The sequence below is a fragment of the Henriciella sp. AS95 genome, from assembly GCF_038900055.1.
Taxonomy (GTDB): domain Bacteria; phylum Pseudomonadota; class Alphaproteobacteria; order Caulobacterales; family Hyphomonadaceae; genus Henriciella.
Window position 1 is genome coordinate 2,481,432 of the sequence record NZ_JBBMQM010000001.1, and the last position, 15,919, is coordinate 2,497,350.

Sequence of the window (15,919 nt, forward strand, 5' to 3'; positions counted from 1 at the left end):
GCCGCAGACCGCAGGGTCTTTTTTATGCCTTTCTAGTCAAAGAATGACAGGACCGCGCAGCCGACCACAAAGGTGACGACCGTATGAGACGCGTCGACCAGGAATGCGGTAACTGAATGCCACGGCGAATAAACAAGCGCGTAGCCCATCAGCGGCACGCCAATCAGCAAGGATAGCCAGAGTCCGAACAGGACAGCCGTCTGCAATGATTTGATGCCTTTCTGCTTCATGTGCCAGCCTAGACCGAATGCCAGCACGATCGGAATCACCATTCCCGCCAGCATCCAGGTGATATCCATCGGCATCTGCGTGTCTGTCCGCGCGCCCTCCGGCGTCATCCAAGTGACCGATTCCATGCCTTCGCCGAAATACACACCGATGCCGTTCAAATACGGCTCGGCGAAGAGGAGCCCGTACCAAATGAAGCCGACAAAATAGATTGCGATGGCGGCGAGAAGCACTCCGAGCAGATTCACATTTGCAAGTCGTGGCATGGTTTCCTCCCCTTGCCCGTTTCATTTTTAATTCGCCGCGCTATGAGTGGCCCCCAGCCCAGCGGGTGCGAGCATGCCCGCAAAAGTAGAATTATGGAAGAGACATGACCGCCACTGGCAAACGCCGCATCCTCGTCACCTCAGCCCTCCCCTATATCAATGGGGTCAAGCATCTCGGCAATCTTGCTGGCTCGATGCTTCCGGCTGACGTGTATTCACGGTTCCAGCGGCTGCGTGGCCACGACGTACTTTACATCTGCGCCACGGATGAACACGGCACACCCGCCGAACTCGCCGCGCAGGCGGCCGGCATTTCGGTTCGTGATTACTGCGACGAACAGCACGAAATTCAGAAAAAGGCCGGCGAAGGCTTTGAGCTTTCCTATGATCATTTCGGGCGCTCATCCGGCGAGGAGAATGCACGTCTGACGCAGCACTTCGCAAACGTCCTCGAAGCCAATGGCCTCATCGAGGAACGGGTCATGGAGCAGGTCTATTCCATCGACGACGGCCGCTTCCTGCCAGACCGCTATGTCGAAGGCACCTGCCCACATTGTGACTATGAGAAGGCTCGCGGCGACCAGTGTGATAATTGCGGGCGCCTGCTGGACCCTGTGGAGCTGATCGATCCCTATTCGGCCGTATCCGGCTCGAAGAATGTAGAAGTGCGCGAGACGCGCCATCTCTTCCTGCGCCAGTCAGAGATGCAAGAGACGATCCGCGACTGGGTGGAGGCCTCGACAGACTGGCCAGCGCTGGCGCGGAGTATTGCGCTGAAATGGCTGGATGAGGGCCTGCGCGACCGTGCCATCACACGTGACCTGTCATGGGGCGTGCCGGTCATCAATCCGGACGGATCGGTCCGGGACGGATTCGAGAACAAGGTCTTCTATGTCTGGTTCGACGCGCCGATCGAATATATCGGCGCGACTGAGGAATGGGCGAAGGCGAAAGGAAACCCGGACGCCTGGCGCTCCTGGTGGCGGACCGATGAGGGCGCCGACGAAGTCCAGTACGTCCAATTCATGGGCAAGGACAATGTCGCCTTTCATACAGTCGGATTCCCCGTCACGATCATGGGCTCGAAGGAGCCATGGAAGCTCGTCGACCAGCTCAAGGCCTTCAACTGGGTCACCTGGTATGGCGGAAAGTTCTCTACCTCGAACAAGCGCGGCGTCTTCATGGACCAGGCGCTGGACCTGCTGCCCGCCGACTATTGGCGCTGGTACCTGATTGCGAATGCGCCGGAAGGCTCTGACGCGGCCTTCACCTGGGAAGGCTTCCAGTCATCCATCAACTCCGACCTTGCCAACGTTCTCGGCAATTTCGTGAACCGGATCACCAAATACTGCGCGTCCAAGTTTGATGGAAAAGTGCCTGCCGCTGGTGACACTGGCGAGGCCGAAGCCTGGATGGTATCAGAACTCGAAACCCGGCTGCCGCAGCTCGTTCAGCATTATGAAAATATGGACTTCCGCAAAGCAGCCGCGGAAACGCGCGCGATCTGGGCGGCGGGCAATGAATACCTCACCAAGGCCGAACCATGGGTGAAGTATAAGAACAATGTCGATGAGGCCGCAATCGGCGTACGAACTGGCCTTAACCTCGCGGCCCTCTTTGGCATCATCGCTCAGCCCATCATACCGGAAGCGGCGAAAATGATCCTCGATGCTTTGAACATTCCGGACGCCAATCGAACCATGACCGCCGAGGGCCTGAGCGACGTCCGGACGCTTCTGGATGCCCTGCCCCACGGCATGGACATCGCGCCGCCGGACGTGCTCTTCCGCAAAATCGAGGACGATCAGGTCGCCGAATGGACTGAGAAGTTCGGCGGGGAAGACTGAACCTGTTTTGACGGGTGTCGCAATGCCGACACCAAATAGGAGTAATGCGACGGCGCTTCGGTGATCTGGAGACCGTGCCATGACCTTACAAAACCGTGTCGATCCCTTTGGCGAGATTCATGCGTCGCCATCCAGGGGTCTTTTCACGGGCAATCGAGGTGGTTGCTTTCACCGCGAAGATCAGACGCTCAGACCCACCCGGTGGTCTAGCCGCCAGTGGATCATCTGTCTGCTTGAGTTCAAGGGACGCCGCCGCAAGCTGATGCAGCCCGGCCTCTACACGGAACTCTTCTTCATGGACGAGGCGACGGCGCTCGCGGCCGGACACCGCCCATGCTTCGAATGCCGCAAGGGCGATGCGCTCGCCTTCCGTGGCGCGCTGATGTCTCGCAAAGTATTCGATGACACACCATCGGTGGGCGAGCTCGACAGTCTGATCGCGGGTGAGATGCAGGCCAGAATACGACAAAAGCTGCCACTTATGCGTGGGCCGGCTCACGCCTTGCCGGATGGCGCCATGTTTGCGCATGCCGGCCGCGCCTGGCTGAAGTGGCAAGACAAGGCGCTGGCATGGTCCTTTAATAGCTATGAAGCAGCAACCGACCTTCCATCAGCGCCCGTCGGGTATCTGACTCCATCGGCCACACTGGAAGCCCTGAGGGGCGGCTACCTGCCGACCCTTCACCCAAGCTTCAATCAACTGGCCGCGTAACGATCAGCTCATTGATCTTGCGCGTACGTTGCTTGGCAAACAGCACATTGTGCATATGCCAGACTTCGCCGTCACCGAGCGTCACTTCGATGTCTCCCGTCACGACCAGGCCTAGGATCCGGTGACGCAGGAAATCGTCGGAGCGGTAACGGCAGCGCGCATTCGCGCCGCTCTCGGCCCGGTCTCCACTGCCCCAGAAGACGCGTTCGTGCAGCTGCCCCGGCACGACTTCCCAATAACGAACCTTGTCGAAGGCGAAGATCATGAGCGCCCATTGAAGGAAGATCAGAACCGCCGTGACGAGGTAGAACATGTTGCTCATGCGAATATCGAGCTGCGCTAAAAAGTCGGCAATCGGGCCGGACAGATTAGCAAAGGTCAGCAGAATAAATCCAATCAGAAGAATGAGACCGAAGATAACGGAATTGGCTCCGCGCAACCGGACTGTGGTCGAAAAAATCACGAATGCCAGCGTGAAGACAAAGATCAGGCCCAGGACCTTCTGGTTCACCGGCTCGCCGACAAAACCGGTGGCCTGCAGGAAATAGAAGATGAAGCCCAATGACCAGATCGGCCACCAATAGAGGATTGGCGAATGGGTATAGACCTTCATTGGCTGCAGCAGGTTGCGATCGAGTGTTTCGCCCTTGCGCGGCTTTGGAGACTTCGCTGGTGAAGCGCTGATCGCCGGCCCTGTCGGTGGCGGAGGCGGCCCCTCAGGCGGAGGCAACGGTCCGCCAGGCGGCGGCGGGGATGGAGGTGTGGTGTCGCTCATGTCGTCTCCCACTGTTTGGGGCCTCTATCCGCGCATCTTATCGCAGAGCCCCCTTGTGACAAACAATTCCTCGCCAGAATTCGCCCACTAGGCGAGCCGAACCAATTTGATAGGGTACTGCCAAAGCGTTCATCCGGAAGGACACCCTCATGAAAATCGCCCATCTCCTCGCCGCTTCCAGCATTGCCATCGCCTCATCGGTGACCGCCGCCAACGCCCAGGATTCAAATCCGGAACCGGGGACAGCGCTGCTGGACCTCTACACCTATTTTCACACGCACCCGGAACTCTCGTTCAAGGAACAGACCTCTTCGAAAATCCTCGCAGAAGAACTGCGCTCGCTCGGTTTCAGTGTGACGACGGGGCTTGGCGATGACTGGGTCCGTGAGAAATCCATGCGGGACGAAGGCGTGGTTCGCGACGGGGTCGGCGGCTACGGCGTTGTGGGCGTTTTCGAGAACGGCGATGGGCCGACAGTACTGATCCGCGCGGATATGGATGCCCTGCCCGTCCCCGAGCAGACCGGCCTGTCCTATGCGTCGGATGTCACCAGCACGACATGGACTGGCGTTGAGAGCCCCGTCATGCACGCCTGTGGGCACGATGTTCACATGACAAATTGGGTCGGAACGGCACGAAAACTGATTGAAAACAAGGATGACTGGTCCGGCACGCTGGTGATGCTCGCGCAGCCCGCCGAGGAAATCGGGCTAGGCGCGAAAGCGATGATCGAGGACGGGCTTTATTCCGACTTTCCGGTGCCTGACTACAACCTTGCGCTTCATGTCTCGGCTTCCGCACCCGCTGGCACAGTCGCTTATTCGTCGGGCTTCGCGCTCGCCAACGTCGACAGCGTGGACATCCTGGTGAAGGGTGTTGGCGGGCATGGTGCGTATCCGCACACGACCAAAGACCCCATCCTCGTTGCCTCATCGATCGTCACGGCGCTTCAATCACTCGTGGCTCGCAATGTCGATCCGCAAACACCTGCCGTCGTCACCGTTGGCTCATTCACTGCCGGAGCAAAGCACAACATCATCTCCGATCAGGCCGAACTCTTGCTCACCGTGCGCTCCTATGACGATGAAACGCGACAGCTCCTGCTTGATGGCATTGAACGCATCGCCAAAGGGCAAGCCGCCGCCTTTGGAGCGCCGGAACCGGAAATCCGCATCGATAGCGATTACACGCCATCGACCTACAATGACCCTGCCCTGACCGAGAAAGCGGTGGCCGCAATGTCCGCCGTTCTTGGTGAGGAGAATGTTGTGTCTGTCACGCCAGTCATGGGCGGCGAGGACTTCTCGCAATATGGCCGGACGACACAGGATGTGCCCGGACTGATCTTCTGGCTGGGCGCGGTGGAGAAAGACAAATACGAGAAGGCGCAAGGCGCCCCCCTACCCCTGCCGTCCCTCCATTCGCCTTTCTTCGCTCCAGACCCTGCCCCCACCATCGAAACTGGCGTCAGCGCGATGACGGCTGCAGCCATGTCGCTGTTCAACGACAGCTAGCCTTACAGGCGGGCGAGCCAGTCGATCAGGAGCGCGTTGACCTCATCTGGACATTCCTGCTGGGTCCAATGCCCGCAGCCGTCCAGCATGTAGGCGCCACGCAGGTCTGACAGGTAGCGTTTCATGGTCTCGACCATGTCGAACGGCGCCATCTTGAGCACGAGGTCTTTTGTCCCGCCAATGAAGAGCGACGGCTGATGGATCACCTGGTCGCCGCTGGCACGAAGATAGGCATTGTCACGGTGAGAATTGCGGTAGCGGTTCAGTGGTCCGCGAAAACCGGACTCTCGGAACTGTGAGGCATAGTATTCGACGTCATCCTCATCGAGCCAGGGAAGTGGCATGTCAGGTTCTGGCAGCCGATGCAGCAGGGTATCATTGAACTTCTTGTCTGTCGGCCAGGTGCCGTCCGGCGCGTCGCCCGAGATGGCATAATAGAAGCGGCGGATCGTGGCAGCAGGATCGGCTTCCAGCTCAGCTTCCGCGACGCCTTCCTCCTGGAAATAAAGCTGATAGAAAAACAGGTCGCGACCCCTGAAGAACTCGCGGGCCGCATCCAGCTGAACAATCTCACCCTGAGGCATGTAAGGAACCGACAGTCCGGCTACGGCCTTGAACTGGTCTGGATGAAGCAGGGCCGAATTCCACGCGATCGGCGCGCCCCAATCATGGCCTACGACGACGGCAGGTCCATCGGGCTGCAAAGCACGAGCAACGGCCGCGACATCGCTCGCAATCGACTGCATGTCATAGGCTTCGACTGGCTCTGGCTTGTCAGAACCGCCATAGCCCCGCACATCCATCGCTGCGGCGGTGAAGCCTGCCGCTGACAGGGCTTTCATCTGGTGACGCCAGGAATACCAGCTCTCTGGAAAACCGTGAACGAACAGAACAAGCGGCCCATCTCCTTCGACGGCGACGCGAATATTGATGCCATCAGCGTCGACGTTCCGGAATTGATGGGCCATTGTCTATCCTTATCCGTCGCCTGAACGCGCTGCCTTCGCTTTGGCCTCGATCATGGCCACGGTTTCAGGGTGCGTAAACACCCGGTAATGCGACTCCGACTCCACGGTCGATATTTGTCGCAGGACAGCTGCCAGCTCGATCGGCACGATCTCAATCGTCGATTCATCAATGCCCTCATCAGCCAGCTTCTTGGCCAGTTGCGTTGCATTCTGGTAGCTCGGCAGGATCGGCGTCACATCACCAGTCGGCGTCTTCATCATCGTTTCCTTGCCGTCGGTCGTGACGAAGAAGACTGGCGCAACGAATTCCACCCCTTCAGGCCCGACCTCCTTGGCCTTGGCGACTTCAGCCGCACTCGCCTCAAACACCACAGGACCTGCCCAACTATTCATGATGGCTGCGAGCGGCACGACATCAACCGACATCGTTTCGCCTTCAAGCGCCGCCTGGGCTTTCTCGGCGGCTGCTGGTTCAAGAAATGTTACGACGGCGGCCTGGCCCGAACCATTGCCGACAGATGCAATGCCGCCTCCATCGTCGCGCAATATCGCAACGTGAAATCCGGCCAGCGCTTCGGACATCGCGGCTGGCGCGAGGGGTTTCTCACTGGCAGTCTTGGGAGTGGCCGCGCCATTCTGGGCGGTCGCAACCGGACCGACTGCGACCATCGCCGCAACGGCCAAAGCTGAAACGGTCAGTCTCATTGGGGTATCCTTCTGGGTAACACCGGTATCAGGCTATGAAGCCTGACCCGGTATTACAAGGAATCGCCCTCAGCCCTGCTTTAAATCTTCGAAAGGTACATCCTTGTCGACACGGACGTCCTGCGGAAGACCGAGAACGCGTTCGGCAATAATGTTCTTCAGGATTTCGTCCGTACCACCCGCGATACGCAGGCCGGGCGCCCACATGAAGCTGTTTTGGAACAGCGCATTCGCCGGCATCGTATCACTGTCATTCATGATGCCGTAATGGTCCTGCATCTCGATCGCCGTGTTGCAGATATCCTGTAGCTGATTGGCCGTGATGATCTTGCCGATCGAATTCTCCGGCCCCGGCGTTTCACCGCGAGAGAGCGCCGTTTGCGTCCGGAACTTGGTGAGGCTGTAGCCCTGTGCGGCGACGTACCAGTCGGCCAGGTTTTCCCGGAACGCCTGATCCGACAAGGTGCCGGTGTCGCGGGCGTAATCCATGATTTCTTTCCAGTCCGGCCCGGGCGAACCGCCAACTGCCAGGCGTTCATTCATCAGCGTCACGATGGCGACCTTCCAGCCCTCGCCGACGTCGCCAAGGCGGTCCGAATCGGGAATGCGAACGTCCGTGAAGTAGACCTCATTGAACTCGCGTCCGCCGGAAGCCTGGTGAATTGGCTTTGCTTCGACGCCTTTCTGCTTCATGTCCACGATGAACATGGTGAGGCCCTTATGCTTTGGCGCTTTCGGGTCCGTGCGCGTCAGCAGGATGCCAAAATCAGAGAAGTGGGCGCCCGTGGTCCAGACTTTCTGGCCGTTGATGACCCACTCGTCGCCGTCTTTCACAGCGCGCGTCTTCACGCCCGCGACGTCAGAGCCTGCGGCCGGCTCTGAGAACAGCTGGCACCAGATTTCCTCGCCCATCAGGGCCGGTTTCACATAGCGCTTCTTGTGCTCATCCGAGCCAAACGCGATGACGGTCGGCACACACATGCCGAGCCCGATCGCGAACGGGCCGACAGGGGCATCGAATTTGCCTTCTTCCTGGTTCCAGATGACCTGCTGCATGGCCGTACCGCCACGCCCGCCCCATTCCTTGGGCCAGGTAATCTGCGCAAAGCCGCCTTCGGCCTTGGTCTTCTGCCAATTCTTGGCGCGCTTCAGGAAATCCTCGCCGGATGGGCGGCGGGGGCTGTTGGCGTCTTTCAGTTTCAGGTGCTTCTCAAGGAAGCTACGAGCCTCCTTGCGGAATTCTGCTTCTTCGGGGGTATCGTTGAAATCCATGTTTCTTCCTCCTTATGCAGCGTTCTTGCGCTCGAGCGCAGACACCAGCTTTTCTTTCCAGACTTTTGGGGCACCCGCCTGCACGGCAAGCAGCTTGGCGCGGCGATAGAAGAGGTGGCAGTCCACTTCCCAGGTAAAGCCCATGCCGCCATGGGTCTGAATGTTTTCCTTCGACGCGAACCAATACGCTTCAGATGCCGCCAGCCGGGACGCCGCAGCCGCTTCCGGCAATTCTGCCGCGTCTGTGGAGAGCGCCCATGCGCCGTAATAGCAATTGGATCGGGCGACCTGGTTCTTCACATACATCTCGGCAAGCTTGTGCTTGATCGACTGATTGCCGCCAATCGGACGGCCGAACGCGTAACGCTCTTTCGCATACGCTGTCGCCATTTCGAGGCATCGGTCAGCACCGCCGAGCTGTTCGAATGCGATGAGGACAGCAACCCGATTGAGCAGCGCGTCATTGTTGGCCTCGCCTTCCCCCGCCGCGCCGACACGTTCCCCTGGTGCGCCGTCGAAAACGATTTCGGCATGGCTGCGCGTGGGCTCAAGCGTGCTCACCGGCTTGCGGCTGACGCCCGGAGCGTTGAGGTCTACCAGCACCCAGCTTGCGCCCGATCCTTCCTTGGCAAGCACGATGGCATGTGTCGCCACGTCGCCATCTGTCACCGGAATTTTCGTGCCGGATACCTTTGAACCATCAAAGTTTGTTTTCAGCTGGGAGGCTTCAGGGTTTCCCGGGCCTTCGCTCGCAGCGTAACAGCCAATGACCTCACCGGTCGCCACCTTTGCAAGCAGCTCCTTTTTCTGGTCTTCAGATCCAGCCGCTTTCAGCGCCTCAGCGAAGAAATAGACGGTCGACGCAAACGGCACGGGTGCCAGCGCCCGGCCCATCTCCTCAGCGATAACGCAGAGCTCGAGCATACCGAGACCGAGACCGCCATATTCTTCCGGAATGGCCGTTCCGAGCCAGCCCATCTCGACGACCTGTTTCCAGACCCCCTCATGATGGCTTTTGGCGTCGTCATCGAGGACTTCACGAACCTGCGCGGTCGTACACTGAGCACCGAGAAATTTCCGGGCCTCATTGGCCAGAAATTTCTGATCTTCCGAAAAATCGAAATTCATTAGACGAGAGCTCCCTTGGAATATCTGTTTGACCAGACAATAGCGCATGCCGGCTTGGGGGAAAGGCGTCCCGCTGGGTAAGGGACATTGATTGCAGGATAGGTGAAATTTTACAGACCCGTTTCACCAGACCTCAAACCGGATTTGGCACAAGGGTGGGAGTCTGGAGAACACGAAATGGCAAAAGCACTCTTTCACAAGTCGCAACGCGTCTTCGTCAAACCTGTTGGCACGTGGGCGCTGGTTGAGAAAGTTATTCCGCATTGGGTGAAAGATGTCGAAGAGCCGCTCCGTGTAACCTATTGCGTCGGCCTCGGCCGGGACTTCACAGGTGCCGAACTGGTCTCCGAAGAAGTCATGCACGGCCGCGACCGGATGAAGAACGACCAGAATGCTTCAGGCAATGACTGGCGGATACAGCGCGTAAAGAACAGGTGGCAGGAAGGCGATGACACGTCCTCACACCCTTATCCAGGCACGTTTCCAGTCGTCATGACCGACGAAAATGACTGGGGCGGCTGGCGCGTCCCGGGATCTGAGTATGATCGCGATCCGCACAGAATTGAGCATCAGGCCCGCCTGATCGTGAATTCACCGAAGATGCTGAAAATCTGCCGCATGATTGCGGAGATGGCTGCGCAGTCACCGGATGCCCTTCCGGCGCAGCTTCAGCCCGCTGTGAAACACTGCAAGCTGATCCTTCGTCACGTATACGACATCACCGATACACCTCGGCAGGCTGCAGAATAATTGCAGACTCACCAAAACGGTGATTGTGACATCAAACGGTGCGTCCTATCTTTCGTGGAACGACGATTGAAGGACACGGCAGTATGCGCACGGAAACGCCAGTTTCGGTAAAGCTCGAAAACTACAAACCCTACCCGTTTGAAATTGAAAGCGTATCGCTCGATTTCTCACTCGAGCCGGAAGCTACTCGCGTTCGCACAAAGATGAAGGTCAATCGTCTTCGTCCCGGAGACTTCGTGCTCGATGGCGTGGGCATGATCCTGCACGAGATCAAACTCAATGACGTGGTGCTCGACCTGGAGCAATATGACCGCGGCGACGAAACCCTGACGCTGACATCGGTGCCTGACAGCTTCACGCTCGAAACCGACGTGACCATCAATCCGGCAGCCAATACCGCTCTCTCCGGCCTCTATATTTCGGGCGGACGTTTCTGCAGCCAGTGCGAAGCGACCGGTTTCCGGCACATCACTTTCTGGCCTGACCGCCCGGACGTGATGAGCCGCTTCCACGTCCGCATGGACGCCGACAAGTCAAAATACCCGATCTTGCTGTCAAACGGCACGCCGGGCGAAAGCGGTGATTTCTCCGATGGTCGCCATTATGCCGAATGGGACGACCCGCATCCGAAACCCTCCTACCTCTTCGCCCTGTGCGCTGGCGACTACGATGTCTGGCGCGATACGTTCACCACGATGAATGGCGATCATGTCGACCTCGGCGTCTATGTCGACAAAGGCCAGGCCGACCGCGCCGAATGGGCGATGGAAAGCCTGAAAGCCTCAATGAAGTGGGATGAGGAACGGTTTGGCCGCGCCTATGACCTTGGCGTCTTCAACATCGTCGCTGTGCGCGACTTCAATTTCGGCGCCATGGAGAACAAAGGTCTCAATATCTTTAATTCGGCCTATGTGCTCGCCAATCCGGAAAGTGCGACCGACGCCGACTTCGAAGCGATCGAGAGCATCGTCGGCCACGAATATTTCCACAACTGGACCGGCAACCGGATCACCTGCCGCGACTGGTTCCAGCTCTGCCTGAAGGAAGGCCTGACCGTTTTCCGCGACCAGGAGTTCTCGTCCGATCTTCGCTCGCGCCCGGTTCAGCGCATCAAGGATGTGATGCGGCTTCGCGGTCGCCAGTTTGCCGAAGATGGCGGCCCCCTCGCCCACCCGGTGCGCCCGGATTCTTACGCATCGATCGACAATCTCTACACGGCGACGGTCTACGAAAAGGGCGCAGAACTCATTCGCGCTCTGACGGTTCTGATTGGCGACGAAGCCTTCAATAAGGGCATGCAGATCTATTTCGATGAGTTCGATGGCACAGCCTCGACCATCGAGGATTTCTATTCGTGTTTTGAAAAAGCGTCGGGGCGTGACCTCAGTCAGTTCCGTATCTGGTACGCTCAGGCTGGCACACCCGAAGTGTCCATAGTCGAATCCTGGGACGAGAAAAAATCGACGCTAACGCTCAAGCTCGCCCAGAAAACACCTCCAACGCCCAAGCAGTCGGACAAGAAGCCTGTCCCTATTCCTCTGCGCGCTGCGCTTCTCGATGGAAAAGGCGGCCAGATCGAGGCTGAAGGCTGGGACGATGGCGACACCGTTATCGTGCTCGATGAAGCCAGGAAGAAGGTCGAAGTAAAGCTCGAGGACGGCGCCCAGCGCCCGCTCCTTTCGATCAATCGCGAGTTCAGTGCGCCCGTACGGATCAAGCGCGACCTCACGACCCAGCAACTGCTGGAGCTTGCATCTGCAGAGACAGACCCCTTCAACATCTGGGACAATTTCCAGACTCTGTCGAAAACCGAAATATTCCGCCTCCTCGACAATCCACAGTCACCGCCAGACGCAGACTTGGTCAGCGCTTTGGCGGATGCCGTTCGCCAGAATTCGCCAGATCCGGCTTTCGCCGCGCTTCTGACTGTTCTGCCGGACATCGGCGAGCTATTCCAGGAGCGTGAACCGGTCAATCCAACAGGCCTGAACGATGCCCGCAAGCGCCTTCGCAAAGCTCTGGCGACGGAATTGAAATCAGATGCAGAGCGCATCCTTGCCGAGCCGACGCCTCAACCATTTGCGCCGTCTGCTGAGCAGGCGGGGATCCGGGCTCTGCGTACAGCGATGATCGGGCTCACAGGTGCGCTTGCCACTCCCGACGCCGCGCGCAGCCTCAAGAACCTGTTCGATCAGGCCGACAACATGACGGAAAAACTTGCCTGCCTGCGAACTCTCATCCCCATCGAGGGCAATGAACGCGATGCGGCGATCGAAACCTTCTATGAAGAGTGGAAAGACAATCCGCTGGTGATTGATAAATGGTTTGCGGTGCAGGCTGGCCAGGGGACAGCCGCCGATGCGGAGCGCCTTTCGAAGCATCCTGACTTTGACCTGTCGAACCCCAATCGTGTCCGCTCGGTTGCCGCCGCCTTTTCGATGACCAATCTCGCGGAATTTCATGCTCCGGACGGCTCAGGCCACAAGGTGATCGGGGACATCATCGAAACTGCCGACAAGCGCAATCCGGCCCTCGCAGCGAGACTGCTGACGAGTTTTGAACAATGGAAAAAGCTCGAACCTGTGGCCAAGGCTAGCGCCAAAGCGACTCTTGAGCGCCTGCGCGACGGCGGGCTGTCCAAGAATGCCATGGATATTGTCGCTCGCGCTTTGGACTAAGTCCGACTCAGCCTCATTAACTGAAGCGCAAGCATTACGCAGGCTAATTAGCGATCTGTTTACTCATTGCGCCGGAGGCGGGGGCGTTGGCACGCAAAGTCAAAACATCTCCCGGTAAGTCGAAACCGGCAGCTTCGTCCGACAGCAATGGATCGTTGAAGGTCATCCTTGCCTGCACGTTGCTGATGGTCGCGGTTGCGCTTGGCCTCATGAGCTGGAACGCCCACGTCAAGCAGGATCGGGAAGCTCTGCGCCTGTTGCAGCGTGATGCGCTGATTGCGGGCGAACGTCTGAACCGCAACGCCGAACAGGTGATCGATCGGCTGGACCGGAAATTGCGGGACGGCACGCGCCTGTCGCGCATCGACAGGAACGATGTCGGTGTCGATGCCCTGGTGGATCTCGAACAGGCGAAAGCCTCCAATGATGCTGGCGTCGTCGCGCTCGCTGATGCGGCGTCTGCCCTCCTCGTTGAGGGTGACCGGCTAACACTGCTCAATGACGGCCGCATGATGCTGGTCCACGTTCCAGCGAGTGGCAACGCGATTATTGCCACCGTCAATGCTGACCGCTGGATACCGTCCATGTCCGGCGAGATGCGGGTCGGCATCTATGGAGACGCCACGGCCAGCCTGGGAAACCGCGATGTTCTACCACCAACGTCGAAGATCCTGCAGTCTGGATCAGGTTTTCGCTATGATGGACTCGTCGACCGGTCTGCGACGGCTTGTGTCGACATTGGAAAGGCTGAGTTTTCGCTGTGCGTATCGCGCGCCAGCCCTCTTCTGACGGCCGAGACAGGGATAGAGCTGTTGCTCTACTTCCTGCTGCTGGCAGCCCCAACGCTCGCCATCATCGGCATGTACTCAAACATGAGCCGCGACGCGCATTACCCGAACGGTCAGACGATCGCGTCTACCGAGCCATCCTCGAGTCCAATTGACGCTGATCCAACAGGCAGCGCCGGTTTGGGGGTGTGGTCTGTTCAGCCGGAAACGGGGGAGGCGCGCATCGACAGGACAGGCGCGCAATTGCTCGGAATGACAAGGCACGGCAAGATGAAGGTTTCAGACCTGCTAAGCCATGTGTATGCCGCCCATCGCCAGCAATTTGAGACGGCGATCAATGCCGCACGCGGAAGCACGCCCTTCTCCAGCGTATTCGCCACATCGATGTCGGGCGGCGAGAACTGGATCGAAGCCCGCGCCAGCCAAGCCTACTCCGACGACTCCGCCATGCCAAAAGTTGAAGGCGTTCTCTTTGATGTCACCGAAACCATTCGGACTCAGGAACGTCAGAAATCTGCCGAAGCACGCCTGCGAAATGCGATTGAGTCATTTCCCTCACCGTTCGCGCTCTGGGACAAGAATCGGCGCCTGGCCTACTGGAACAAGTCATTCGAAGCCGCTTTCGGCCTCGACGGCGTCCTTCGTCCGGGCACCAGCCACGAGACGGTAATGTTGGCGCGCAGTGGCAATATCATAAACGAACGGGCCAGCTCAGACGATGCCGGCATGTCTATTCTAGGGCTTCGCAACGGACAGTGGATCAAACTGGTTGAACGCCAGACACCGGCCGGTGGCATGGTCAGCTTCGGGCTGGATGTAACCAAGGATGTAAAAAGCGAAGAAGAACTGACGCGACAGCAGAAGAAACTGAAGTCGCTGGTTCAGGATCTCGAAGTCTCTGAGGGACGAAATGCAGAGCTTGCGCGAAAATACAATGAAGAGAAGGCCAAAGCCGAACGGTCTGCCGATTCCAAGAGCGCTTTCCTCGCCAATATGAGCCATGAGCTGCGAACGCCGCTCAATGCGATCAACGGCTTCTCTGAAATCCTCGTCAACGAGATGTACGGTCCTCTCGGACACAAGCGCTATGGTGAATACGCGCGAGACATTCTGACATCGGGTCAGCATCTGCTCGACATGATCAATGACATTCTCGACATCGCCAAGATCGAAGCCGGCAAGATGACCATCGAGCCTAAGCCGATCGATCTGGTCGATCCCGTAGACGCCGCGGTACGCATGATCCGCCGCAAAGCCGAGGACAAGGGCATTACGATGTCCCTGCAGGCTGAAAACCGGCTGCCAGAGGTCGATGCAGACCATCGCGCCGTTCGCCAGATGGTGCTGAACCTTTTGTCCAACGCAATCAAATTTACCGATGAAGGCGGCCGCATCATGGTTGGCGTGCAGCGCCGGGACGATTTTGTGCGCGTGGCGGTACGAGACACCGGCGTCGGTATTCCGAAAGAACATTTGCCGCGTCTCGCCCAGCCTTTCGAGCAGGTCCAGGAAACGCGTGAGCGCAACTATGAAGGCACGGGGCTCGGTCTCGCGCTGACCAAATCCTTTGCCGAGATGCATGGCGGACGGTTCACGATCGCCAGCGAAGTCGGCAAGGGAACGATGGTGAGTTTCTTCCTGCCAATCAGCAAGGACGATGTGCGGTCCGACCGCAACGTCGCCTGATCACTGGTCAGTGTCGAGGGCGGCCATTTCCTGCGCAATGAATTCAGCGCCTTTCGCGATGCACGCCTGACCGGCATCCGCCAAGGCTCGCGCCCTGGCCTGCGCTTTCTCTCCAGATGCCGACGCCCGTCCACGAACTGTCGTTTGCGCCAGCGGCTCACGTGAGCGTCCGTCGAGCAAGGTAAGCTGCAATTCGCAAACCCCTTCGTTTCCCTCCAGCGTTAAATCCGGTACGCGCCAGTAAAGTTCCGCCGCGCCGCTGACACCGGCCGCGTCATCCACGGCAATCCCTTTGCCGTCGGTAGAGAAGGCATCAATCATCGCAACCTGCATCAGGCGAGTCATGCGATCGGCCCAGGCCACCCCCTCAATGATCCGCAGCCCGTCATTGGGCCCTTTGACAGCGATGTTTCGACTGGCAAACAAACGCGGCGCGTCGGGTTCTCGAATGACAACATGGTGGCTGAGCGAGACCTGCGATTCAGGTCCGCCTATCTGGTACAGCGCTTTCGGTTTGGGTTGCTCGGGTAGAACCGAAACACATGCCGACAAGCTGCAAACCAGCGCCAGAAGGCCAACTTTAGGGGTAAGCGAGCGCATGA

The 15,919-nt window shown here is 58.5% G+C and carries 13 protein-coding genes; 6 read left to right on the forward strand and 7 right to left on the reverse strand.

What is annotated here, in order from left to right:
* Positions 1-32: 32 nt before the first annotated feature.
* Entirely contained in the window at positions 33-494 is a 462-nt protein-coding gene (locus WNY37_RS12260; RefSeq protein WP_342973673.1) for a DUF1761 domain-containing protein, read from the reverse strand.
* 104 nt (positions 495-598) lie between these two features.
* On the opposite strand from WNY37_RS12260, the gene metG reads away from it, so the two are divergent.
* Positions 599-2,341, forward strand: a complete 1,743-nt coding sequence (metG, locus tag WNY37_RS12265) for a methionine--tRNA ligase (RefSeq protein WP_342973674.1) — start codon at positions 599-601, stop codon at positions 2,339-2,341.
* 79 nt (positions 2,342-2,420) lie between these two features.
* Complete coding sequence (locus tag WNY37_RS12270) at positions 2,421-3,053, forward strand: hypothetical protein (RefSeq protein ID WP_342973675.1); 633 nt, start codon at positions 2,421-2,423, stop codon at positions 3,051-3,053.
* On the opposite strand, the gene WNY37_RS12275 is transcribed toward WNY37_RS12270, so the two are convergent.
* Positions 3,034-3,828, reverse strand: coding sequence for a hypothetical protein (locus WNY37_RS12275; RefSeq protein WP_342973676.1), 795 nt, complete (start codon positions 3,826-3,828; stop codon positions 3,034-3,036). The two genes, WNY37_RS12270 and WNY37_RS12275, sit on opposite strands and share 20 nt — an antisense overlap.
* A gap of 149 nt (positions 3,829-3,977) precedes the next feature.
* On the opposite strand from WNY37_RS12275, the gene WNY37_RS12280 reads away from it, so the two are divergent.
* Positions 3,978-5,342, forward strand: a complete 1,365-nt coding sequence (locus tag WNY37_RS12280; protein ID WP_342973677.1) for an amidohydrolase — start codon at positions 3,978-3,980, stop codon at positions 5,340-5,342.
* 2 nt (positions 5,343-5,344) lie between these two features.
* Here the strand turns inward: WNY37_RS12280 and WNY37_RS12285 are convergent, their stop codons facing one another.
* From WNY37_RS12285 to WNY37_RS12300, 4 genes are all read right to left on the reverse strand, one after another.
* Positions 5,345-6,310: an alpha/beta hydrolase gene (locus WNY37_RS12285; protein ID WP_342973678.1), complete on the reverse strand. Its 966-nt coding sequence runs from the start codon at positions 6,308-6,310 to the stop codon at positions 5,345-5,347.
* 9 nt (positions 6,311-6,319) lie between these two features.
* Positions 6,320-7,015: a hypothetical protein gene (locus WNY37_RS12290; RefSeq protein WP_342973679.1), complete on the reverse strand. Its 696-nt coding sequence runs from the start codon at positions 7,013-7,015 to the stop codon at positions 6,320-6,322.
* A 69-nt stretch (positions 7,016-7,084) separates the two neighbouring features.
* The gene (locus tag WNY37_RS12295; RefSeq protein WP_342973680.1) at positions 7,085-8,287 is read right to left on the reverse strand and encodes an acyl-CoA dehydrogenase family protein; all 1,203 of its coding nucleotides are present in this window, start codon (positions 8,285-8,287) and stop codon (positions 7,085-7,087) included.
* 12 nt (positions 8,288-8,299) lie between these two features.
* Entirely contained in the window at positions 8,300-9,415 is a 1,116-nt protein-coding gene (locus WNY37_RS12300; RefSeq protein ID WP_342973681.1) for an acyl-CoA dehydrogenase family protein, read from the reverse strand.
* Positions 9,416-9,592: 177 nt separating this feature from the next.
* On the opposite strand from WNY37_RS12300, the gene WNY37_RS12305 reads away from it, so the two are divergent.
* The 3 genes from WNY37_RS12305 to WNY37_RS12315 all read left to right on the forward strand — a co-directional run bounded on the left by WNY37_RS12305 (position 9,593) and on the right by WNY37_RS12315 (position 15,317).
* Positions 9,593-10,165 (forward strand): hypothetical protein, encoded by a 573-nt coding sequence (locus WNY37_RS12305; RefSeq protein ID WP_342973682.1) that lies wholly within the window; start codon positions 9,593-9,595, stop codon positions 10,163-10,165.
* 83 nt (positions 10,166-10,248) lie between these two features.
* Positions 10,249-12,843 carry an aminopeptidase N gene (pepN, locus tag WNY37_RS12310; RefSeq protein ID WP_342973683.1) on the forward strand — a complete coding sequence of 865 codons (2,595 nt, stop codon included), beginning with the start codon at positions 10,249-10,251 and terminating at the stop codon, positions 12,841-12,843.
* A gap of 86 nt (positions 12,844-12,929) precedes the next feature.
* Positions 12,930-15,317 (forward strand): ATP-binding protein, encoded by a 2,388-nt coding sequence (locus WNY37_RS12315; protein WP_342973684.1) that lies wholly within the window; start codon positions 12,930-12,932, stop codon positions 15,315-15,317.
* Here WNY37_RS12315 and WNY37_RS12320 read toward each other — a convergent pair whose 3' ends face one another.
* Positions 15,318-15,917 carry an ABC-type transport auxiliary lipoprotein family protein gene (locus WNY37_RS12320; RefSeq protein WP_342973685.1) on the reverse strand — a complete coding sequence of 200 codons (600 nt, stop codon included), beginning with the start codon at positions 15,915-15,917 and terminating at the stop codon, positions 15,318-15,320.
* Positions 15,918-15,919 lie beyond the last annotated feature (2 nt).